This is a genomic window from Terrabacter sp. R4-6 (assembly GCF_057529065.1).
The window spans coordinates 3,391,753-3,412,522 of the sequence record NZ_CP197224.1 but is presented as its reverse complement, the minus strand read 5'-3'; the positions used below and the strand labels follow the sequence as shown (position 1 = coordinate 3,412,522).

Annotated in this window: 20 protein-coding genes; 9 read left to right on the top strand and 11 right to left on the bottom strand. The window is 71.3% G+C overall.

Annotation, left to right across the window (positions count from 1 at the left end):
* Positions 1–64 precede the first annotated feature (64 nt).
* Positions 65–4,180 carry an AAA domain-containing protein gene (locus ACSSS0_RS15980; RefSeq protein ID WP_487228760.1) on the bottom strand — a complete coding sequence of 1,372 codons (4,116 nt, stop codon included), beginning with the start codon at positions 4,178–4,180 and terminating at the stop codon, positions 65–67.
* Positions 4,181–4,288: 108 nt separating this feature from the next.
* Entirely contained in the window at positions 4,289–5,113 is an 825-nt protein-coding gene (locus ACSSS0_RS15975) for a nucleotidyltransferase domain-containing protein (protein WP_487228759.1), read from the bottom strand.
* Between the two features lie 123 nt (positions 5,114–5,236).
* Here ACSSS0_RS15975 and ACSSS0_RS15970 point away from each other — a divergent pair, with 123 nt between their 5' ends.
* From ACSSS0_RS15970 to ACSSS0_RS15955, 4 genes are all read left to right on the top strand, one after another.
* Entirely contained in the window at positions 5,237–6,850 is a 1,614-nt protein-coding gene (locus tag ACSSS0_RS15970; protein ID WP_487228758.1) for a DUF1800 domain-containing protein, read from the top strand.
* Between the two features lie 8 nt (positions 6,851–6,858).
* Positions 6,859–8,196, top strand: a complete 1,338-nt coding sequence (locus tag ACSSS0_RS15965; RefSeq protein WP_487228757.1) for a DUF1501 domain-containing protein — start codon at positions 6,859–6,861, stop codon at positions 8,194–8,196.
* 72 nt (positions 8,197–8,268) lie between these two features.
* Positions 8,269–8,541: a thioredoxin domain-containing protein gene (locus ACSSS0_RS15960; protein WP_435986975.1), complete on the top strand. Its 273-nt coding sequence runs from the start codon at positions 8,269–8,271 to the stop codon at positions 8,539–8,541.
* Positions 8,542–8,678: 137 nt separating this feature from the next.
* Positions 8,679–9,431, top strand: a complete 753-nt coding sequence (locus tag ACSSS0_RS15955) for a phosphotransferase family protein (RefSeq protein ID WP_487228756.1) — start codon at positions 8,679–8,681, stop codon at positions 9,429–9,431.
* A gap of 109 nt (positions 9,432–9,540) precedes the next feature.
* Here the strand turns inward: ACSSS0_RS15955 and ACSSS0_RS15950 are convergent, their stop codons facing one another.
* Both ACSSS0_RS15950 and ACSSS0_RS15945 read right to left on the bottom strand, forming a co-directional pair.
* Entirely contained in the window at positions 9,541–10,077 is a 537-nt protein-coding gene (locus ACSSS0_RS15950) for a GNAT family N-acetyltransferase (protein WP_487228755.1), read from the bottom strand.
* A 48-nt stretch (positions 10,078–10,125) separates the two neighbouring features.
* Positions 10,126–11,115 carry an aldo/keto reductase gene (locus ACSSS0_RS15945; RefSeq protein WP_487228754.1) on the bottom strand — a complete coding sequence of 330 codons (990 nt, stop codon included), beginning with the start codon at positions 11,113–11,115 and terminating at the stop codon, positions 10,126–10,128.
* Between the two features lie 81 nt (positions 11,116–11,196).
* Here ACSSS0_RS15945 and ACSSS0_RS15940 point away from each other — a divergent pair, with 81 nt between their 5' ends.
* A complete protein-coding gene (locus tag ACSSS0_RS15940; protein ID WP_487231215.1) occupies positions 11,197–11,706 on the top strand; it encodes an NUDIX domain-containing protein in 510 nt (169 codons plus the stop codon).
* A 355-nt stretch (positions 11,707–12,061) separates the two neighbouring features.
* Here ACSSS0_RS15940 and ACSSS0_RS15935 read toward each other — a convergent pair whose 3' ends face one another.
* Both ACSSS0_RS15935 and ACSSS0_RS15930 read right to left on the bottom strand, forming a co-directional pair.
* A complete protein-coding gene (locus ACSSS0_RS15935) occupies positions 12,062–12,460 on the bottom strand; it encodes a DUF1304 family protein (RefSeq protein ID WP_353357717.1) in 399 nt (132 codons plus the stop codon).
* A 1-nt stretch (position 12,461) separates the two neighbouring features.
* Entirely contained in the window at positions 12,462–13,544 is a 1,083-nt protein-coding gene (locus tag ACSSS0_RS15930) for a methyltransferase (protein WP_487228753.1), read from the bottom strand.
* 73 nt (positions 13,545–13,617) lie between these two features.
* Here ACSSS0_RS15930 and ACSSS0_RS15925 point away from each other — a divergent pair, with 73 nt between their 5' ends.
* Positions 13,618–14,037: a MarR family winged helix-turn-helix transcriptional regulator gene (locus ACSSS0_RS15925; protein ID WP_353357721.1), complete on the top strand. Its 420-nt coding sequence runs from the start codon at positions 13,618–13,620 to the stop codon at positions 14,035–14,037.
* A 5-nt stretch (positions 14,038–14,042) separates the two neighbouring features.
* Here ACSSS0_RS15925 and ACSSS0_RS15920 read toward each other — a convergent pair whose 3' ends face one another.
* A complete protein-coding gene (locus ACSSS0_RS15920; protein WP_487228752.1) occupies positions 14,043–14,195 on the bottom strand; it encodes a hypothetical protein in 153 nt (50 codons plus the stop codon).
* Positions 14,196–14,525: 330 nt separating this feature from the next.
* Positions 14,526–15,041: a hypothetical protein gene (locus ACSSS0_RS15915; RefSeq protein ID WP_487228751.1), complete on the bottom strand. Its 516-nt coding sequence runs from the start codon at positions 15,039–15,041 to the stop codon at positions 14,526–14,528.
* 218 nt (positions 15,042–15,259) lie between these two features.
* Between ACSSS0_RS15915 and ACSSS0_RS15910 the strand changes: the two genes are divergently transcribed.
* Positions 15,260–16,006: a hypothetical protein gene (locus tag ACSSS0_RS15910; protein WP_487228750.1), complete on the top strand. Its 747-nt coding sequence runs from the start codon at positions 15,260–15,262 to the stop codon at positions 16,004–16,006.
* Positions 16,007–16,143: 137 nt separating this feature from the next.
* Here the strand turns inward: ACSSS0_RS15910 and ACSSS0_RS15905 are convergent, their stop codons facing one another.
* On the bottom strand, positions 16,144–16,800 hold the full coding sequence (locus tag ACSSS0_RS15905) for a response regulator (protein WP_487228749.1): 657 nt from the start codon (positions 16,798–16,800) through the stop codon (positions 16,144–16,146).
* On the bottom strand, positions 16,797–17,855 hold the full coding sequence (locus ACSSS0_RS15900; protein WP_487228748.1) for a sensor histidine kinase: 1,059 nt from the start codon (positions 17,853–17,855) through the stop codon (positions 16,797–16,799). Before ACSSS0_RS15900 ends, ACSSS0_RS15905 begins: the two co-directional genes overlap by 4 nt.
* A 244-nt stretch (positions 17,856–18,099) precedes the next feature.
* Here ACSSS0_RS15900 and ACSSS0_RS15895 point away from each other — a divergent pair, with 244 nt between their 5' ends.
* Positions 18,100–18,594, top strand: coding sequence for a DUF6326 family protein (locus ACSSS0_RS15895; protein WP_487228747.1), 495 nt, complete (start codon positions 18,100–18,102; stop codon positions 18,592–18,594).
* Between the two features lie 143 nt (positions 18,595–18,737).
* Here the strand turns inward: ACSSS0_RS15895 and ACSSS0_RS15890 are convergent, their stop codons facing one another.
* Positions 18,738–19,340, bottom strand: a complete 603-nt coding sequence (locus ACSSS0_RS15890; protein ID WP_487228746.1) for a DUF1349 domain-containing protein — start codon at positions 19,338–19,340, stop codon at positions 18,738–18,740.
* 533 nt (positions 19,341–19,873) lie between these two features.
* Between ACSSS0_RS15890 and ACSSS0_RS15885 the strand changes: the two genes are divergently transcribed.
* Positions 19,874–20,230: a hypothetical protein gene (locus ACSSS0_RS15885; protein WP_487228745.1), complete on the top strand. Its 357-nt coding sequence runs from the start codon at positions 19,874–19,876 to the stop codon at positions 20,228–20,230.
* The last annotated feature ends 540 nt before the right edge of the window (positions 20,231–20,770 follow it).

Genomic DNA, 20,770 nt, shown 5'->3' with positions numbered 1-20,770 from the left:
CGCGAGGTCACGGCATTCCGGGTGCCCCGGCTGCCGCGCCGGGGTGTCAGGAGGTCAGCTCAGGTCACTCGTAGTGCGGGGGTCGCTGCTCCTCGAGCCATCGGTCGCCGAGACCTGACCCGGAGGGGCGTTCGCCCCAGCCGAGGTCGAGCTCGTCGCTGCTGCGGCCGAGAGCTGCGCCCGGCTCGCTCGCGTCGACCTCGGGCGTGCTGTCCGCGGCACCGGTCCCCTTGCGGAACACCCTGCGCCGCTTGCGCTTCGGGGCCGGGGCGGGCTCGGCCGTCGAGGCGCCGGACCCGTCCGGGGACGTCGTGTCCGCCGCCGCACGGGAGCCGTCGGAGGTCGCCCCAACACCGTCGGCGCCGCCGGTCGAGCCGCTTGCCTCGTCGGGCGTCGACCCGGTCGACGCACCCGGCTCGGTCTCGCGGGGCGGCGACGACGTGCGCGCGAGCGTCACGATGCGGGCGATCTCGCGCGCGGGGTCACGGAACACGTCCGTGCTCCAGACCCGCTCGTGCACCCAGCCGAGGCGGGCGAGCTGCTCGGGGCGCAGGCGGTCACGGTCGCGCGTGCTGCGCAGGGCCGCATACCTGCTCCCGTCGGTCTCGACGGCGACGAGGGCCCGACCCCGGTGGTAGGGGTCCTCGACGGCGATGTCGATGCGGTGGGTCGCGGTTCCGTAGTCCTCGTGCACCGTGAGGCCCTGGCGGCGCAGGCGCTCGGCAAGGTCGTGCCGCAGGGGGTCGACGGTGGTCGGGGCCGAGGCGAAGAGGGTGTCGTCGTCGCCGACGCCACCGCGCCTCTCGGCGTACGCGAGGAAGTCACGGAGCATGAGTGCGCCGCGCGCCTTGAGCCGATCGGGGTCGAGGTCGACGGCGCGCAGCGCCGACACGACGGTCATCCGGGCGCGGGCGCGGGTGATGGCGACGTTGAGCCGTCGCTCGCCGCCCTCGTTGTTGAGCGGGCCGAAGCGGTGCAGGACCCGGCCGTGCGGCGTCTTGCCGTAGCCGATCGACAGGATGATCGCGTCGCGCTCGTCGCCCTGGACGCGCTCGAGGTTCTTGACGAAGAAGCGCTCGTCGCGGGAGTCGTCGAAGAAGGCGGCGACGTCGGGCGCGGTGCGCAGCGCCTCGGTGATCGCCTCCTCGAGGCGGTCGGCGTGCTTGATGCCGAGGGCGATGACGCCGAGCGACTCGGCGGGTCGGGTGCGGGCGTGCTCGAGGACGAGCTCGACGACGCGGGCCACCTCGCCGTCGGTCGTCTCGATGGTGTCGACGCCGGGCTGGACGACCGCTTGACCGTCGACCGGCTCGAACGTCACGGCCGACTCGAGCGAGGTGCCGGGAAAGGTCGTGAGGCGACCGTCGTACATCGCGTCGTTGGCGAAGGCGATGAGGCGCTCGTCGCGGCTGCGGTAGTGCCACGTGAGGTTGCGGGTCGGCAGGGCTGCGGCGAGCACGTCGAGCACCGACTCGAAGCCCTCCGTGAGGGTCTCGTCGGCGGGGGCCGACGCGTCGGACTCGTCGTCGGACACGACGGTGAAGAAGTTCGTCGGCGGGAGCTGGCGCTCGTCACCGGCGACGACGACCTGCCGGGCGCGCGAGATCGCCGAGATCGCCTGGGCCGGCTGCACCTGCGAGGCCTCGTCGAAGATGACGACGTCGAACCAGCGGCCGGGCGGGAGCGTCGACGCCACGACGAGCGGGCTCATCGCCCAGCACGGCTTGATCGCCGTGAGCGTCGCCGACGCCTGCGGCATGAGGTCGCGCAGCGGCTTGTGCCGTCGGGCCTTGCCGGCCTCGGCGCGCACGAGCGCCTCGTGGGCCGGGTGGTCGGCGAGGACCTCGCGGATGTTGCGGGCGACCGCGGCGCGCACCCGGTCGACGGTCGCCGACTGGTGGGCCCGGTCGGCCTCGGCGAACTCGGTGACGTCGCGGCGCAGGCCGGCGCCGTCGTGGGCGCCGTAGGCCGGGTCGCGGACGGTGATCTCCTGGGCGAGGGAGGCCCACCACACGTGCTCCACCTCGGCCGTGACCTGGTCGGTGGGGATCCCACGGGCAGCGAGGTCGTCGACGACCGGGCCTAGCCCGTTCGAGCGCAGCTCGTCGAGGGCCGACGTGACCTGGGGCAGCACCGCGATCCGGTCGGGTCGGCTCGCGAGCGCGGCGAGCCGGTCACGCAGGTCGCGAAGCGGAAGGGACGTCAGCGTCCTCCCGTCGGGCCCGGCCTGGAGCCGGTTGTCGAGCCACTCGAGGTCGGTGGTGAGGTCGGCCAGCAGTGCCAGCCCCTCGTCGAGGCGCGGCGAGATCTCGGGCCGACCGCCCCCACCGACGAGCTCGAACCAGTGCTCGCGCTGCTCGCTGGCCGACACCAGCTCCTCGTGGAGGTTGGCCGGTGGGCGGCCGGGGCGCAGGAGTCGCTTGGTCTGCTGACGGATCTTCCACCGGTCGAGCCACCCCATGTCGACGTCGCGCGCCTCGCGCCAGTCGCGCGTCGCCGTGGCGGCGATGTGCTCCTTGAGCGGGATGTCGAAGACCTCGGGCCGGAAGACCTCGAGAGTCTCGCGGACGCTCGACATCGTCGCGAAGGCCGACTTCCAGTCCTCGAGCGAGTTCGCTTCGGGCACACGGGACTCCGAGAGGATCCGGTTGAGCTGACGGGCTGCCTCGTCGAGGCCGCTCGTGCTGTGCCGCGTCGTGACGTCGAGCGCGCGAGCCGCGTCGTCGGCGGTGAGGATGCGGGCGCCGAACCACGGGTCGTCGCCGTCCCGGGTCCAGGCGCCGAGGCCGGCCGCGTCACGCAGCCGTCGGCCGAGCTCGACGGCGCGCGGGCGGCTCAGGCCCGCGAGGTCGCGGCTGCCGAGGCGCACGTGGCACGTCGGCGGAGGCGTGCGCGTGCCGAGCTCGACGAGCGCCTCCTGGGCGTCGTGCGCGGACACGCCCCACGGGTCGCGCACGGCGTGGAGCGCCTCGACGTGCTTCTGCAGGCGAGCCCGCCGGTCGCGCAGCGTCGAGGTCGTGCGATCGGTCTCGGGGGTGTCGTTCTCGACCGCGGCGTCGAGGCTCCTGGCGAACTGCTGCGCGGTCGCGCGCTTGTTCGTCGGCCCGTCGTAGGCGTCGAGCACGAGGTCACCGAGCCCGAGCCGGTCGAGGCGGCTGAGCACCGCGTCGATGGCGGCGCGCTTCTCGGCGACGAAGAGCGTCGACTTGCCCTCGGCCGCGAGCGAGGCGATGAGGTTGACGATGGTCTGCGACTTGCCCGTGCCGGGAGGTCCCTTGACGACGAGGTGGGCGCCCGCGCGTACGGCGTCGATGGCCGCGTGCTGGGAGGAGTCGGCGTCGAGGACGAGGTACTCGTGCTCCGGGTCGGGGTCGGGATCGCTCGCCGGCAGGCGCAGCCGCACGGCCGCGAGTGCCGACTCGTCGCCAGCGAGCGCCGCGACGACGTCGTGGTTGGCGAGGGTGTCGCCCTGCAGGGCGAGGTCGGCGACCATCGGGAGCTTGGCGTAGGAGAAGGTGCCGAGGACGAGCCGCGGGGTGATCTCGAACTCGGGCACGCGCTCGCACGCGTGGCCGAGCGCGGCATACACGGGGTAGGGGTCGAAGCCGTTGCCCGCCGTGGCGAGGTCGGCGAGCGCGTCGCCGTCGATCTCGATGCCCTGCTCTGAGCGGAGGTACTCGCGCAGCACGGGGTTGAGCTCCGCCTCGGGGCCGAGGTCGATCTCGAAGTCCTCCTGGGCGGCGCCGGTGGGACGCAGCACGCACGAGCGCAGCAGCACGGGCGAGGCCGGCGGACGCGCGGCCCGCGGCACGGACCACGTGGCCATGCCGATAGCGACGAAGCCGGCCGCGATGCCCCGCTCCTCGCGCAGCTCGAGCGCCTTGGACCGGATGGCGCGCGCCCGGCGGCGGGCCTCCTCGAAGGCCGCGGGCTCGCGCACGAGGTCGGACAGCCGCGTGCGACGGCCGGCGAGCAGCATCGAGACCCCGCCGGGGTGCGCGGTCGTCAGGTCGAGGGTGCCGGAGGGGAGGTCGCGGTACCAGAGGAGCGTGTTGCGTCCGCCGAGGTCGACGAGCGTGCGCTGCCACGTCCTGACGGCGGCCCCGACGCGGTCGGCACGCGGATCGCCCGAGGGCGACTCGGCCTTGGGGGCAGGGTCGGTCCTGGGGGCGTCGGTCATTCCAGCAGGCTAACGAACGAACCTTCGCGTGCCCGCCACCGACAGACCACCGTGCAGAGGATTCCGTGCTGGACTCCGTGCTGCGGCGGCCTCCCGCGAGCGCTCCGGTCAGCGGTCGCCGAGCGCAGCGCGGGTCGCGTCGACCAGGCGCGTCACGGACTCGACGGCAGCGGTGAGCGAGTCCTCGGTGGCGCCCAGCGAGCCCAGGGCGAGCGCGGCGTCCCGCGAGAAGCCGGCCGGCGCCCCGGGCAGGCTCGCCACGGCGGGCACGAGGCCCTTCTCGTTCGTCACCCAGCGCCCGGCGTCGGCGTGCAGCGCGTGCGCGCAGAGCAGGACCGCCCGGGCCAGCGCCAGCGACACGTAGGACGTGTCCTCGCGCCGGGCGCCCTTCCCGGCCGCGCCGACGAGGAAGTCGGCCTCCCACAGGGCGCCGACCATCGCGTCGCGCAGGGCGACGGGGTATGCCGTCACGACCGTCCGGAGGGACGCGAGCCGACCGGACGGGTCGGCCAGGACGACCCCGGTGGCCAGCTCGGCGGCATACGACACGTCGAGGAAGCCGAGCGGGTGACCTGCCTGCGGGTGGAAGGCGAACTCACCCCGGGCCGCCCGATCAGCTTGCGTTGCAACACGATCGACGTCGCGCAGGATCCAGTCGACGGCGGTGCCCTCGACGTCGAGCCAGCCACCGGCATCGACCCACGGACCCCACGAACCGGGCTCGCCCACCGTGACGTCACGCCCCGACCACCGGCTCGCGAGCCGGCTCAGCCCGACGGTGTCGGGGGTGCCCTCGTAGTAGACGCCGAGGTCGACGTCGGACGTCGGCAGCGCGTCTCCTCGGGCCCGGCTGCCGCCGAGCAGGACTCCGACCACCCCGTGCACGACGGTCAGCTCGTCGACCATCCGGCGCAGCGTCTCGTCGGCGATCATCGCGGCACGCTCGGCATGGGCCGGAGGCTACCGGAGCGGCCCCGCCTGCGACCCGCTCGGGAACGCTGACCGAAATGTCCGATAACGGAGCCAACGCCCGATCCGGTGGGTACCGTCCCTCGCATGACCGCTCACTCCCCCGAGTCTCCGTCGGCCGCCTCGCCGGCGCGGCGACGCGTGCTGTCCGGGCTCGGCGGCGGCGCAGCGCTCGCCGTGGCCACGGCGACGACCGCGTCCGCGGCGAAGACCTCGGCGAAGACTTCGGCGGCGACCTCGGCGGCGACCTCGGCGGCTCCGAGCCTGATGGTGGCGGCCACGACGACCGACCCCGTGCTCCACCTGCTGCGGCGCGCCACCTTCGGGCCGACCGCGGCACTGGTGTCCGAGGTGCGCACGACGGGCACGACGGCGTGGCTCGACGCCCAGCTCGCCCCCCTGACCAAGGTGCCCGACACGGCCATGGACACCATGCTCAAGCGCTGGCCCCGCCTGGGGTGGAAGACGTGGGAGGTGCGCGAGCGCCTCGAGGGCGGCGACACGTGGACGGTCATGATGGACCTCGTCGAGGCACACCTGGCCCGGGCGCTCTTCTCCCGCCGCCAGCTGCTCGAGACGGTCGTCGACTTCTGGACCAACCACCTCGTCGTCCCGGTCCCGAGCAGCGAGGTCTGGGACAGCTCGCACCTCTTCCAGCGCGACGTCATCCGCAAGCACGCGCTCGGCAAGTACTCCGACATGCTCAACGCCGCCGCACGGCACCCGTCGATGCTCAAGGTGCTCGACAACGCCGACAGCACGAAGAGGGTGCCCAACGAGAACTACGGCCGCGAGCTGCTCGAGCTGCACACCGTGGGCATCGGGACGTTCACCGAGGCGGACGTCAAGATGTCGGCCCTCGCGTTGACCGGCCTCAGCGTCGACTCCGAGTCGGGTCTCTACTACTACCGTCCCAACCGGCGTCACGTCGGGACCGTCAAGGTGCTCGGCTGGAGCGACCCCAACGCGACACCCGAGAGCGGCAGCACCGTGGCCACGCTCTACCTCAACTACCTCGCGAACCACCCGGCCACGGCGACCCGCATCGCGACGAAGCTCGTCACGCGCTACGTCAGCGACACGCCCCCGGCGACCCTCGTCAGCAAGCTCGCCCAGGTCTACCTCGCGAACGGCACGGCCATCGCGCCGGTGCTGCGGGCCCTCTTCCTCTCCCCCGAGTTCGCGGCGTCGACCGGGCAGAAGATCCGCACGCCCTACGAGGACGCCCTCGCGTCGTGCCGGATCCTCGGCCTGACCCCCGAGCCCGTGCCGGCGGCCGGGGTGACGAGCGACCTGCGCAGCCTCTTCTGGCAGATGGGCTCTTTCGGGCAGGCGCCGATGGGCTGGCCCGCCCCGAACGGCTACCCGGACGTCGCCACCGCCTGGAACGGCGCGTCGAGCACGCTCAACCGCTGGAACTTCCACCTCAGCCTCGCGGGCGGCTGGACGCTCAAGGCGATGAAGCGCCCCGACCTCACGACGCTCGTGCCGTCGCCGCTGCCGACGACGTATGCCGCCCTCGTCACCGCGCTCGCCGCGAAGCTGCTCATCACGCTGACCACCGCGCAGCGCGACGCGATCTGCCGCTTTCTCGACCACGCGCCGGGCGACACGCTCAAGGCCGGGTCGGCCGCCGTGACGTGGCGGCTGCCGTCCGTCGTCGCGCTCCTGCTCGACTCCCCGAACTTCGCGACTCGCTGAGGACGACCATGACCACACCGACGAACGCGCCTGCGTCCCAGCCCTCGTCGCGCCCCGCCGTCATCGCGGAGGGGTGCGGCTGCCCGCAGGGCGAGGCGCTCACCTCCCAGGTGTCGCGCCGCACGCTGCTGGCCGGCGCCTCGGCGCTCGGGGCGCTCGGCGCCGTCGTGGGCGTCGCCGGCCCCAGCGCCGCGACGCAGCTCGCCTTCGCCGGGACGGCATACACCGGCGACACCATCGTCATCCTCAGCCTGCGCGGCGGCTTCGACGGCCTGTCCGCCGTGGCCCCCGTCGGGGACCCCGCGTACGTCACGGCGCGGCCCACGATCGCGATCCCCGCCTCGCGGGCGATCAAGCTCGACAGCATGTTCGGCCTGCACCCGGCCCTCGCGCCGCTCAAGCCGATCTGGGACGCCGGCGGGCTCGCGGCCGTCCACGCGGTCGGCCAGGTCAACCCCACGCGCTCGCACTTCGAGGCCATGGCCACGATGGAGAACGCCGCGCCCGGCTCGTCGCTGCGCACCGGCTGGCTCGACCGGATGATCGGGCTGAGCGGCCCGGTCTCGACGTTCGCGTCCGCGTCGGTCGGGTCGGCGACGACACCCCAGTCGATGATCGGCCCGAACCCCGAGGTCGCGATCCGCACCGTCGACAGCTTCAGCCTCAGCGGGGCCAGCACCCCCGAGGAGCAGGCCCGTTGGACGACCGCCCTCAACGCCCTGTATGCCGGGGCGCCCGCTGCGCTCGCGGCGCCCGCGAAGGCGACGCTCGGGGCGCTGTCGACGATGTCACCCCTCAAGGCGGCCGGCTACACCCCGGCCAACGGGGCGGCATACCCCAAGGGCGCCGTCGGCGACTCCCTGCGCGACCTCGCGCGGCTCATCAAGGCCCGCATCGGGCTGCGCGCCGCGACGATCGACGTCGGCAACTGGGACATGCACTCGGGCCTCGGCTCCAGCGACTCGGGCTGGATGTTCCGCCAGCTCACCGAGCTCGGTCAGGCGCTCGCCGCCTTCAACCAGGACCTCGGCGCACAGATGAGCGACGTGACCCTCGTGACGCTCAGCGAGTTCGGTCGCCGCGTCGCTCAGAACGGCTCGGGCGGCCTCGACCACGGGCATGGCAACGTCTCTCTCGTCATGGGCGGCGGCGTGCGCGGCGGACAGGTCTACGGCCGCTGGCCCGGCCTCGCTGCCGCCAACCTCGACAACGGAGACCTCGCGGGGACCACCGACTACCGGACGATCCTCGCCGAGGCGCTCGAGAAGCGTGCGCAGCTCTCGTCGTCGACGGTCTTCCCGCTGCTCGGCACCGACCGCCTCGGGATGTTCGCGGCGAAGGCGTGACTCCCAGCCGCTGACGCGGCGTGCGGTCTAGGATCGGTGCCAGCCCGGCCGGCACCGGCAGAGGAGACGCTCATGAGGCTGTACATCTGCTGGGGCACCGGCGGAAGCGACCACCACGACTGCCACAAGGCGCACCAAGCCCTGGTCGACGCCGGCCACAGCCCCGAGGTGGTCAAGGCACGAGGACAGGAGCATCTCCCGACGTTCCTGCAGCGCAAGGTTCGTCGCGAGGTGCACGCCCTGACCGGGTCGTTCTTCGTCCCCGTGCTCGTGCTCGACGACGGCACGGCCATCAACTCGCCGGACGAGATCGTGGCCTGGGCGCGCGCCCACCCCGCCGGGTAGGTGGAACTCCCGGGGTCCGGTGACGTCGCGGTGGCGCGGCGGCACCGTCGTGCTGCGGCGCCCTGGCCACCTGCTACCTCGTGCCCCGGTCGACAAACGGGTGGGCACTGCTCGCTGCGTACGCGACACTGACCGACGTGGACACGGACGTGGACGAGGTCGAGGTCGTGGTGGCTCATCAGGCGCGCGCGACGCTCCGCGTCGGCGACGTGTTCCTCAAGGTCGACGGCGACCAGACGTACTCCGACGTCGAGGTCGAGGCGATGACGCTGGCGCCGGTCCCGACCCCCGAGATCCTGTGGCGCCGGCCGCCCGTGCTCGCGCTCGCGGCGCTGCCCGGAGTGGCGCTGGGTCGCCTGGGCCGGCCGTCGACCGCCTCGGGCGCGGCGTGGACCGCGGCAGGTGCCGCGCTCCGCGTCCTGCACGACGCGCCGTTGCCCGCGTGGTCCGGGAAGAGCTTGGACGAGAAGGCGGCGAGCCTCGACGTCGAGTGCACGTGGCTCCTGACGAACGACGTCCTGCCGGCCGACCTCGTCAAGCGCAACCGTGAGCTCGCCGAGGCCGCGCTGCGACCGTGGACGCCGGTGTTCATGCACGGCGACCTGCAGGTGGCCCACGTCTTCGTCGAGGGAGACGAGGTCACCGGCATCCTCGACTGGTCCGAGGCGGGTCAGGGCGATGCGATGTACGACATCTCGAGCCTGACGCTGGGGCACCCGGAGCACCTCGACGACGTCGTCGCCGGCTACGGCGCGGATGCCGTCGACCTCGACGTGGTGCGCGCGTGGTGGTCGCTCCGAAGCCTCACGGCGATCCGCTGGCTCGTCGAGCACGGGTTCGATCCTGCTGCGCCCGGGTGCGAGATCGACGTGCTCAGGGCCCAGCTCTGAGGCGGCGGTTCGGGGGCGGCGGTTCGGGGGCGGCGGTTCGGGGGCGGCGGTTCGGGGGCGGCGGTTCGGGGGCGGCGGTTCGGGGGCGGCGGTTCGGGGGCGGGTCGGCTCAGAGCTCTCTCACGGTGAAGAGCGTGGTGCCGTGGACCGGGTGCACCTCCCTGCGGTCGGTCTCGACGAAACCGACCTTCGCCAGCACCCGCCGTGAGGCAGCGTTCCAGTCCCAGACCGTGGCCCAGATGCGCTCGTGGCCCAGCGATCTCGCCCAGTCGAGGACGGCGACCGAGGCCTCGGTCGCGTAGCCCTGACCCCAGACGCGCCGCAGCAGCTCGAACGCGAGCTCCGGCTCCGCGTCGGCCCCGCGTCCGCTGTCCACGAGACCGCAGTAGCCGATGACATCGCCCTCGGCCTTGCGCTCGACCGCCAGCAGGCCTGTCGAGGAAGGATCCGCGGTGCGGATCGAGTGCTCGAGCTCGAGGAGCGTGGGGTGCCCGTCCGCGTCGATGCGCCGGTGCGGCGGCACGCGCGGGTCGCGCTCGGTCCACAGCTGACGCTGGACGCCGGCCTCGGAGACCCGCCACGGCCGCAGGAGCAGGCGGGTCGACTCGAGCACGACCTTACGGTCCGTCTGCGCTTCCCCGGTCATGGCGAGCACCCTCTCACGGGTGTCCGGGCCGGCCGCTGTGCGGGGGGCTCAGCGGTCGATCATGCGCTGCATCGCCTCGGGGTAGCGGTCGCCGAGGACCTGCACGCCGGTCGAGGCGGCGTCGAGCTCGGCAAGGTCCTCGTCCGTGAGGACGAGGTCGGCAGCACCGAGGTTCTCGTCCAGTCGCTCGAGCCGCCGGGTCCCGGGGATCGGCACGACCCACCGATGCTGCGCGAGCAGCCAGGCGAGCGCTACCTGACCGACCGTCGTGCCCTTGCGCTCGGCGACCGCGGTGACGAGGTCGACGAGGGCGAGGTTGGCCTGCAGGGCCTCCCGCTCGAAGCGCGGCAGCGAGGCGCGGATGTCCCCCTCGCCGAACTCCGTGGCGGCGGTGACCTTTCCCGTGAGGAAGCCCCGCCCGAGCGGGCTGAACGGGACGAAGCCGATCCCGAGCTCCTCGAGGGCGGGCAGGATCGCCTCCTCCGGCTCGCGCCAGAAGAGGGAGTACTCGCTCTGCAACGCCGTGACGGGCTGCACGGCGTGGGCGCGCCGGATGGTGCCGACTCCTGCCTCGGACAGGCCGAAGTGGTGCACCTTGCCGGCCTCGATGAGCTGCTTGACGGTGCCGGCGACCTCTTCGATGGGGACATCGGGGTCGACGCGGTGCTGGTAGAGCAGGTCGATGGCGTCGGTGCGCAGTCGTCGCAGCGAGCCGTCGACGGCGGCGCGGATGTCGTCGGGCCGGCTCGTGACGCCCGTCTGCGCGCCGTTCTCGTCGAAGGCGAAGCCGAACTTCGTGGCGATGACGACGTCGTCGCGAACCGGCTGCAGCGCCTCGCCGACGAGCTCCTCGTTGTGGAACGGGCCGTAGACCTCGGCGGTGTCGAAGAGGGTGACGCCACGCTCGACCGCGGCGCGCAGGAACGTGACCATCTCGTCCCGTGGGGGTCGGGGGCCGAAGGACTGGCTCATGCCCATGCAGCCGAGGCCGAGGGCGGAGACCTCGAGGCCCCCGGTGCCGAGAGTGCGTGGCTGCATGCGTGTTCTCCTTGGTCGTGTTCGGGGTGGGGCCGACTTGCGGCCTGCCCCTGACGCCCTGATCATCTCTTGGTGAACGAGATGCCTGCCACGGCGAGACGTCGACACGCAGTTCGGGCTCTCATTCTCGCCGACGGCGACCGGGTCCTCCTGTGCCGCTTCAGCTTTCCGCACCCGACGGTCCCGACCGGCGCGACGGGCGTGTGGGCGGCCCCCGGGGGCGGCGTCGAGCGGGGTGAGCTGCCTCTGGAGGCTCTGCGCCGCGAGCTGCACGAGGAGACGGGCCTCGTCGTCGACACTGATCCGCCGCACGTCTGGCACCAGGAAGTCGCGACCCCCGGCCGTCCGGACGGCTACGACGAGCTGGTCAACGACTACTTCCTCGTCCGCACGACGCTCTTCGAGGCCCGAGGCGCCCTGTCCGATGACGAGCTGGCCGCCGAGCACATCAGCGAGATGCGTTGGTGGCGGCACTCGGACATCGCCGGATACGACGGACCCGACCTGTTCTCCCCTCGCGACATCGCCACACCTCTGGCGGCGTTGATCGCCGGTGACATCCCAGCCACGCCGGTGACGATGGGCCTGTGATCCACCAACCCGTGAGCGTCCGCTCCCTTCGCCGATGACTCGCAAGGCTGCGGACACACCGGCAGTCTTGCGGGAGAGCGCCGCTGCGGTCCAATGAACTGTCCCCGTCGCTCCGCCCGGCGGGCCTCGTCGCGCGAGATCTCGAACGAAGGTTCAGCCGCTCCACGCCCTCGTGGCGTATGGCTGGAACCCGCTGACCTGCGGTGACCGGAGAACCCGGCAGTCGTGCCGCAGTGGGCGGGGTCGGCCCAGCGCGGCCAGGGAACGCAGAAGCACTCTCCCTGTCATGCCGATGAGCGAGCTATGTCTGGCACGAGTTCGGCGACTCGGCGCTGCTGATGCGCCGCTGAACTGCTCAGACCGCGATCACCAGCAGGGAGAACGCCGGCAGCACGGACGAGGCGACGGTTCCGCGGACGCTGCCGCCGCGCGGTCGCCAGAAGCCGAGCAGGTCGGCGACGCCCATGGCGAGCGACGACAGCAGCATGTAGATCAGCACGGTGACCACCACGGTGACGCCGGTCGACTCGTCGCCGTAGTGGAGGATCCAGAGCCCGACGAGCGCGCCGATCCCGGCGAGCGCGTTGCGGGCGCCGATGCAGAACGACCAGAGGTGGACGTTGGCGATGCCGTGCGGCTCGATGCAGAGGAAGCGCTGCACCCACGGCCGGTCGATGAGGAACGCCTCGAAGGGGAAGACGGCGATCAGGATGACGGCGGTGACCGCTGTGCAGAGCTGGGCGAGGAGGTCCATGTCAGGCCTCCGGTCGGGCTTCGACGAGGGAGATCGTCGAGATGGTCGGTACGACGCGGGTCATCCGAAAGCCGGCGTGGGCGAGCAGCGCGGCGAACTCCGCCTCCGTGCGCTCACGACCACCGACGAAGAGCAGCATGTCGAGGTCGAGCGACTTGGCGAAGTGCGGCTCGTCGCCAGCCGGTACGACGCTCTCCATCAACAGGAGCGTCGCTCCGGGCGGCATGTGCCGGCGGAGGTTGGTGAGCAGCTCGACTGCTGTGTCGTCGTCGAAGTCGTGCACGACCCGCCGCAGGACGTAGAGGTCGCCGTCGTCGGGCGCAGTCTCGAAGAACGAGCCGCCGACGAGGCGGCAACGGTCCAGCAGGCCGGCGTCGCCGAGGTGCTTCTCGGCTGGTCCGACCATGCTCGGCTGCTCGAGCAGCACGCCGTCGGCGGCCGGTGCCGCACCGAGCATCAGCGCGAGCAGCTGTCCGTGCCCGCCGCCGACGTCGACGATCGTGCCGAAGGGTGTGAAGTCGTAGACCGCCTCGACCGTCGGCCAGTCGAGCTGCGTCAGCCGGCCCATCGCGTCGTTGAAGTCCTGCGCGTAGTCGGGATCGCGGTCGAGCAGCTCCCACATCGAGACGCCGTGCACCGCCTCGGCGCGGGGACCGCCGGTTCGCACCGCCTCGGGCAGCTGGCCCCACACCGCCTGGTAGCGCGGGTCGCCGATCATCAGCACCACGGACCTCATCGAGCCAGGTGCGGCGGAGAGGAGCGTGCGACCTACGGCCGTGAGGTCGAAGCGGTCGCCGACGTGGCGGACGATGCCGTACGTCGCGCTGGCGCGCAGGAGCCGGAAGGTCGCGTCCGCGTCCGTCCCGAGGTCGGCAGCGACGTCCGCGGCGGAGCGCGGCCCGGCAGACAGGGCGTCGGCGACGCCGAGCCGCGCGACGGCGTACGCCGCCTGGGTCGCCATGAAGGCCGCGCCCAGCTCGAGCGCCCCGACCTCCGGCGGCACCATGCGCCTGGACAGTCCCTGGATCGCGGTCCGCACCCCGCTGGCCGCGCGCACGACGCGCACGGGAGGAAGTCTGGTCACGGGGCACCTCGCCTATGATCGTCAGCAATGCTAACCATAATGGTCAGCATTGCTGACTACGTCAAGGGATGCGATGGACCTCGCCACGCTCATGTTCGTCTCCTACCGCTCGATGGACGAGCGCGTCCAGCGCGCCATGCGCGAGGCGGGGTACGACGTCACAGTGGCGCAGTCGCGGCTCGCGCAGCGGATCGCCGACGAGGGATCGCGGCTGACCGAGCTGGCCGACCGCGCGCAGGTGACGAAGCAGACGGCGAGCCTCCTGGTCGCGGCGCTCGAGCGGGAGGGGCTGGTCGAGCGCGTGCCCGACCCGAGCGACGGCCGTGCCCGGCTGATCCGGATGTCCGAGCGCGGGCGCGAGGCGGCGGGACAGGCGATGCAGGTCGTGATGGCGGTCGAGCGGGAGTGGACCGAGCACCTCGGTCCGGAGCTCGCGGGCCAGCTGCGCGAGGGGCTGCTCAAGCTGCGCGAGATCACCGACCCCTACGCCTGAGGGTCCTAGAACTCCGCCGTCCCGCGCAGTCGGCGCGGCCGCCCGTCGGGGTCGAAGAAGCGGCGGTAGACCGGTGCCGCCCAACGGGCAGCGCGCGACGAGATCCGCACCGGCTCATGGACGTGCACGCGGCTGCCCGGAGCACCGATGCGCTCCATCCAGAGGGACGTCGGGTCGCGGATGCCGGATCAGTTCGGCAGTCAGGCGTCGGACTCTTGCCGCCATCTCGTCCGTCACCGCGACGCCCTCCTGCGCTAGCACCCACGCCAAGATCGAAACGCCCTCGGCAGGCTCGCCATGATCAAGCAGGGAGCGGGCATCTGCCAAGTCGCTGGCCGGAACTACGTCCCGCACCTCGTCGAAGAACGCCACACATTCAAGGAGGTAGGCGTTCATGGCATCGCGGCTCGTCACCTATCCATCTTCCCGGGTAACGCACGGATCTGCCGCTCCCCGAGCGATCGTGTCGATGTTCTGGCAACCTCGAGTTAGCGAGGGCGGAGTCGATCGACGGCTTCCCGTACGCCTCGGGACAGCGTGGCCCACGGCTCGGTCGTCCTGCCCATGCCGTTCATCACAAGCAGCAGCTCGTTCAGCAGCTGGGTATCCCCGAGATCCTCGTCGATCGCGTCCAGAAGTTCGGACACGCGGTTGAAGGTGTGGACGACCCCGTCGGAGGGTGAGGTCGTGTTCGCATCGGCCGCGTAGACCCAAGCGACGACTGCCCCGAACGCGAACCAGGAGGCAACATCCTCGGGCTCCTCGTCCCGGCCCATTTCCGGCATGGTCATCAAAGCGTGGCGCGCCTCGTCTACTGACGTGATGCTGGTCCGGGCCCAAATCGCGTCGGCGATAGGACCAAGTCCCCCCGGTGGCAGTCCAAGCGAACCCAGTTCTGCGAGCGGAAGCACGACGGACGCGAGCTCGGTCGCCGTCCGACGTTGTTCCTCCGAGGCCATCTGTCGGAGCCGGGATTCGAGCGTCGGCATGGAGTCGTGAGGCACGAACAGACATCCTGCACGCTCCGGAAGTGCATCGCACTCACCTGCCGCAGAGTTGTCGTGTCGATGTGAGCGCTCGTCAGATCTCACCGCGCGTTCGCGACGCTCCGCGTTGCCGGCGACCAGCAGTCGTCAGGTCACGATTGCCGCACACTGTCTGGTGATCGGCAGCCCGGAGCCACTGCCGCTTCTAACGTGGCCGCCCAGAGACAGGGGGCGTGATGAGAGGGACTCAAGCCGTCGCAGGCAAGGCGCTGCGGGTCGCCCTCATCATCATCGGTGTGGGCATCGTCGGCTATCTGGCGCTGATGGGGCTGCTTTTCTACGGGTTGCGGGAGCCATATCCGTACCTGAACGTCACCAACGAGACCGGTCGCCCGCTGCTCATCGAGCGCGCGGACACCCCGAGCTCGCCGGGTGAGGTCGGGCGGGCCTCACTCGTGTGGCCCACAAAGGGGTACTGGCCAGCCAGCAGCTACCAGTGTGACCTCGAGCAGCTGGTGGCTCGCGACCTGCAGGGCACCGTGGTCGCCCGCCGCGAGGGCGCCTGCAGCTCGGACAACTGGACCATCGCCGCAGACGGCTTGCCTCCAGCGCCCCGATACCAGCGCGGGCAGCTCCCGCCTGACCATGTCGAAGTCCGGCTCGTCCTTGGCTCCTACGGGACGGAGAAACCCGTTGTCATGTGGTGGCGCGAGCTGCCTCAGATCCTCTCCCGGGCCTCGGCCGCGGACCCGCGAGCGGGAATGACGGTGCGCGGCCCCTTCGTCGAAAATGATCAGCTGACGATCTACGTGCAGGGCCCCTCTGCCTCCACGGTCCTGGAGTTCGCCAGCGCTCACGTGCTGCGCCCCTCACCTGGCAGGGTGATCGCGTACGTCAGCGCCCCGGGTAGGCCGGCCCCACAGACGGGAGCATTAGTGCTTCTCGACGCCACGACCCGGCCGACGACCGCCCGCACCCGCTGAGGACAGCCGGAAAAAGAAGGAAGTGTGCAACTTCCGCTTCTGCCGCGTTGAGGACGGGACGTCCGACCATGTGGCTGTGGGGTTGTGGCGGGCTGAGGGCAGGTCCCCTCCCGTGCCCACGCTGCGGCCCGTGCCCTCTAATCGGCTCTGATGCGTCTGGTGTTGTGTGCCCACATAGCGATCTCGACACGATTGCGGGCGCCGAGCTTGGTCATCAAGGCTGCAACATGGGTCTTGACGGTGCTGAGGCCGACGAAGAGCTCGGTCGCGATCTCGGCGTTGGTCTGGCCCCGTGCCACCAGTGCGAGTACCTCTTCCTCGCGTTCGGTGAGTGGGTCGACGGGCTGAACGGGTGCCAGCGGCGCCTGCTCGGCGAAGGTGGCCAGCAACCGGCGGGTGACGTTGGGGGCGATGAGCGCGTCGCCGTTGGCCGCCGCGTGGACGGCCTGCACGAGGAGCGCTGGCCCGGCGTCCTTGAGCAGGAAGCCGCGGGCGCCGGCGCGCAGCGCGCCGAGGACGTACTCGTCGAGGTCGAAAGTGGTGATCACGACGACCGCCAACGGGTCCGCCACGTCCGGTCCGGCCAGACGCCGCGTCACCTCGACGCCGTCGAGCCCGGGCATCCGGATGTCGACGAGGAGGACATCGGGCCGCAGCCTGGTCGCCAGGTCGAGCGCCGCGAGGCCGTCTGCCGCCTCTCCCACGACCTCGATGTCGGGTTGCGCGTCGAGGATCATCATCAACCCGGTCCGGACGAGGTCCTGGTCGTCGGCCACGACGACACGGACGCTCATGCCGTCGCCCCCGCCGGCAGCACGGCCTCGACCAACCAGCCTCCGCCCGGCTCCGGCCCGGCGGAGAGGGACCCGCCGAGGAGCTGCGCGCGTTCGGCCATGCCCAGCAGGCCGAACCCGGGCTGCGGCGCCGGACCCGGCTCGGCCCGTCCGTCGTCGCTGACCCGAAGCCTGACGGCGTCGCCCTCCCGGCGCACCTCGATTCCGACGCGAGTCGCGCTCCGGGCGTGCCGGGCGGCGTTGGTCAACGACTCCTGCGCGAGCCGGTAGAGCGCGGCGTCCACGGGTCGTGCCAGCCGGGTCAACGATCCCTGGAGCGAGACCTCGACGGTGGGCGTCGCGTCGGCGCGGGCCAGAGAAGGCAGATCCGCGACACCCCGCTGCGGTGAGTAGGCGACGGCGTCCTCCTCACGCAGCACGCGCACCATGGACCTCATCTCCGCCAGAGTCCGCGACGCCTCGGACTCGATCGCGGCCAGCACCTCGGCAGCCTTCTCGGGCTGGGTGCCGACGACCAGGCTACCGGCCTGCGCCTGCACCGCGATGGCGGAGACGTGGTGGGCCACGATGTCGTGCAGCTCGCGAGCCAGACCCACCCGCTCCTCGTTGCGGATCTCACGCTGCTGGCGGTGCCAGAGGTCAGCCCGGTTGCGGAACACCGCCGCGAGGGCGACGACCGACAGCAGCAGGACGCTCCCGCCGAGGACGTCGGCGGCTCCCGTGGAGGAGGCGTACATCCCCAGCGCGACGACGACCGTCACGAAGGCGGTCCCCACAACCATCTCCCGGCCCGAGCCCCACCGCACGAGGGCGTAGAGCAGGATCAGGACGGCAGTCATCGAGTAGAGCGAGAGGTCCCCTGGATGCGCGGCCAGTCGGAGGCCCGAGAGCAGCCCGGCGACGCCCCACCCGACCAGCGCAGCCCGCAGCGGGCGTTCGCGCCGCCGGAGCAGGGCAGGGACCAGCGCCAGGGCGAGCACCGTCACCAGGGGTCGCCAGGCCAGACCCGGCCGGACGACCCCCTCGACCAGCGAGGCGGCCGCGAAGACTCCCACCAGCAGCCAGTCGAGCCGACCAACGGGTGGGGCATGAGCAGGCTGCGGCTCGTGCCAGATGGAGCGCCCGACGGTGACCACGACCCCAGCCTAGGGTCCGGTGCGCCCCGGCGGACCCGCCGAAAGGACGAGGGAGAGACCGTCCTTTCGGCCAGGTGGGATCCAGCCGTCGGGCGGAGGTGTCCGCCGTGGCGACCGGTCATCGTGGACGCACCGATTCCTCACCACGACAAGGGAGCCCATGATGAGCACACGTCAACCCCTCAGCGCCACCGCACTGGTCGATCGACCGATCCCGGTGCAGGCCAAGCTCGCCGCAGCGTGGACGGGCTTCATGCTCCTCTACGCCTACGTGGACATCCTCGGCTTCTACACCCCCGGCACCGTCACCGACATCCTCGACGGCAAGGTCTACGAGTTCGACCTCTCCCAGACCTTCTCGACCACCGTGCTGACCGTCCTGGCCATCCCGATCTTCATGGTCGTGCTTTCGATGACGTTGCCCGCCCGGGTGAACCGCACGACGAACCTCGTCGTGGCCTCGCTGTTCGTCCCCTTCACCGTCTTCAACGTGGCGGGTGGGTTCTACCTGCTCTTCTACGGCCTCGGCGTCGTGCTGGAGCTGGTCCTGCTCGCCCTCATCGTGCGGTACGCCTGGACCTGGCCCCGCACCGCACCCTCGGCGACCACGGCCTCCAGCCGGCACCGTGAAAACGCGCGCGCTCAGCAGGACGCGTGATGTCAGGGACGGTCCAGGTCCTATTGAGAGTCATGTGCACTCCGTCTGGACTCGTTCGCTCGTGGTCGGCAAGCAACGTCCGCGCTGCAGCTCTGCGAGCGATGGTGCCGATACGCGCGCTCGTCCGCGACGCCTCGGTCTGCTCAGGGGTGGAGAGACTGGTCCGCCTCGACGAGCCGCAGGTCGGTGAACCGCACGACAAGGCCCGAGCGCGTGGGCGCGCAGCACAGAAGTCCCACGCGTAGAGGCCCGGGCGGCAAGGGTGCTACGCGCACGAGCCGCCAGGTTTCGTCGCCGCTTCGGGCCCGGACCGTGAGTGCGTCGCCGTTGCGACTTGCCCGTACGACGACGGCGTGGCCCAACCACTCCGGCACGGGGGCGACCGACCAGTCCGAGACACCCCGCGTGACGACTGCTCCTAGCTGCAGGACGCCGTCGGCCAACTCGACACCGGCCTTGATCCACTGCTCAGCGTCGGCACGGATCAGCAGGCCCGCCTGATCGAACTGGGCTGAGAAGTCAGCGATGAACGTGACCTCAGCGGCCGTCCCGTCGGGGAAGTCCGCGAGCAGGGCGTGGCCTGTGTCGTGGATGAACCCGTAGGAGGTGGTTCGCCACAGGTCGCTGCCCTCCGCCGCCGTGACCAGCAGGTCGTCCTGGTCGCGGGAGACCTGCGGGGGTGGGTTCAGCCAATCAAGGTGCCGCCAACCCGTACGCCACCCGTCAGCCGGTCCTCGGTCGGTCACGGATTCACTCTTTCACGACTGCGGGTTCGCGCGGTTGCAGTGGACGTCCAACCCTGCGGCGGGTGTCCGACCCTCTGGCCGGCGGGCGCTGAGCGGTCGCCCTCAGCCTCGTCGCATCCATCTTCGTGGCCCTGCTCCACCAGGACCACCTCGGGGGCCCGTTGCATGGGACGACCTGGCGCCGCACCTGTTTCAAGGCCTCCCAAGAGCCAAGTGCACGCCAGCGACGGGAAGGGCGGGAGTCATCTGAGCGGCCTTCAATGACGCCTCCGCCAGCGCCAAAGCGTCACGGCTGCGGTGCGCCGTCCCGTCACCACGGCGGCGGCGAAGTCCCATCGTCCTTGGCGGTCGCTGTGACCCGCCACTGGCCGGAGGACTGTGTGAGAAGAATGTAGGTGGTGTATTCCGAGAAGGTGGGCCCGATGCCGTAAATGCGCTGACCGACCCGCCGCTCGAAGAGCGACGAGCAATACTTGCCGGCGTCTGTCTCTAGTCGGGTCGTTCTACAGTCGCCGGCGTAGGTGTATCCCCGCTTGGCCATCCAGGCCCGGATGGCGCCCTCGGGCGTGGAGAACCCGGGGGGAAGGTCGGCTGATGTGGGCACCCGGGGTGTCCCGCTCGACACGGTCGGCCTGGGCGATGCGGTTGGTGTGGGTGATGTGGTGGACGTCGGAACAGCTCTGCTTCTGGTCATCGACGGGGTCGCTGCCGTCACCGTGCCGGCGGAGGTGTTGATCGGCGTCACGGTGGCTGTCGGGGACACCGATCCCCCGACCGGGGCGTTGCCGCAGCCCGCAAGAACCAGCCCAACCGACGTCAAGCTCGACAGCAGCATCGTCCGAGTGGTCAGACGACCGCCCAAGGTCCCCTTGCCCATGTCCACACAGTGACGGAGTGGCGTGCCCGTTAGCAGGGCCGATGGTCCCGATATCTGGCCCGAACCCACTCTCCGACGGCCAACCTCCTGGGTACCGCACGGGGCGATCGAGTTCAGCACAATCGTTGCCCACCGAGCTTTACCCTGACCCCGTCGGCGGACAAGGCACTCTCCAGGGGGCGCCAGGAATCAACGCAGATCGAGCAAAGACGCCGCCCGACCAGAGGTCCGAAGATCAGGGTGAGGTGCAGCAAGCATGGGAACCTCCCGCCACAGACATCCCCTTCTGCCGCTCGTCGGACGACGTCCGACCATGCCGCTCGTCGGACGACGTCCGACCATGCCGCACTCAGCGAGGAAGCTAGATCAGCGTCCAGTCGTCTGTGCCGCTCTCTCGCCAAAGCAAGCGACCGGGCTCGGATAGGGCCAGCCGGGCATCCCGATCATCTACCTGGTGCGCGCCGCCGTCGGCAAGAAGACGCCTCGTCGTTCGCCGCTGAGCCACAGGGTTGCCGGAGGCGACGCGCGCCAAGGCGCTCGCACCTTCGGCCGC

Excerpts from the sequence above, each read along its gene's own strand:
- ACSSS0_RS15980 (WP_487228760.1), bottom strand. The coding sequence starts at position 4,180 with ATGACCGACGCCCCCAGGACCGACCCTGCCCCCAAGGCCGAGTCGCCC.
- ACSSS0_RS15975 (WP_487228759.1), bottom strand. The coding sequence starts at position 5,113 with ATGATCGCCGACGAGACGCTGCGCCGGATGGTCGACGAGCTGACCGTC.
- ACSSS0_RS15970 (WP_487228758.1), top strand. The coding sequence starts at position 5,237 with ATGACCGCTCACTCCCCCGAGTCTCCGTCGGCCGCCTCGCCGGCGCGG.
- ACSSS0_RS15965 (WP_487228757.1), top strand. The coding sequence starts at position 6,859 with ATGACCACACCGACGAACGCGCCTGCGTCCCAGCCCTCGTCGCGCCCC.
- ACSSS0_RS15960 (WP_435986975.1), top strand. The coding sequence starts at position 8,269 with ATGAGGCTGTACATCTGCTGGGGCACCGGCGGAAGCGACCACCACGAC.
- ACSSS0_RS15950 (WP_487228755.1), bottom strand. The coding sequence starts at position 10,077 with ATGACCGGGGAAGCGCAGACGGACCGTAAGGTCGTGCTCGAGTCGACC.
- ACSSS0_RS15945 (WP_487228754.1), bottom strand. The coding sequence starts at position 11,115 with ATGCAGCCACGCACTCTCGGCACCGGGGGCCTCGAGGTCTCCGCCCTC.
- ACSSS0_RS15940 (WP_487231215.1), top strand. The coding sequence starts at position 11,197 with ATGCCTGCCACGGCGAGACGTCGACACGCAGTTCGGGCTCTCATTCTC.
- ACSSS0_RS15935 (WP_353357717.1), bottom strand. The coding sequence starts at position 12,460 with ATGGACCTCCTCGCCCAGCTCTGCACAGCGGTCACCGCCGTCATCCTG.
- ACSSS0_RS15925 (WP_353357721.1), top strand. The coding sequence starts at position 13,618 with ATGGACCTCGCCACGCTCATGTTCGTCTCCTACCGCTCGATGGACGAG.
- ACSSS0_RS15920 (WP_487228752.1), bottom strand. The coding sequence starts at position 14,195 with ATGGAGCGCATCGGTGCTCCGGGCAGCCGCGTGCACGTCCATGAGCCG.
- ACSSS0_RS15910 (WP_487228750.1), top strand. The coding sequence starts at position 15,260 with ATGAGAGGGACTCAAGCCGTCGCAGGCAAGGCGCTGCGGGTCGCCCTC.
- ACSSS0_RS15905 (WP_487228749.1), bottom strand. The coding sequence starts at position 16,800 with ATGAGCGTCCGTGTCGTCGTGGCCGACGACCAGGACCTCGTCCGGACC.
- ACSSS0_RS15895 (WP_487228747.1), top strand. The coding sequence starts at position 18,100 with ATGAGCACACGTCAACCCCTCAGCGCCACCGCACTGGTCGATCGACCG.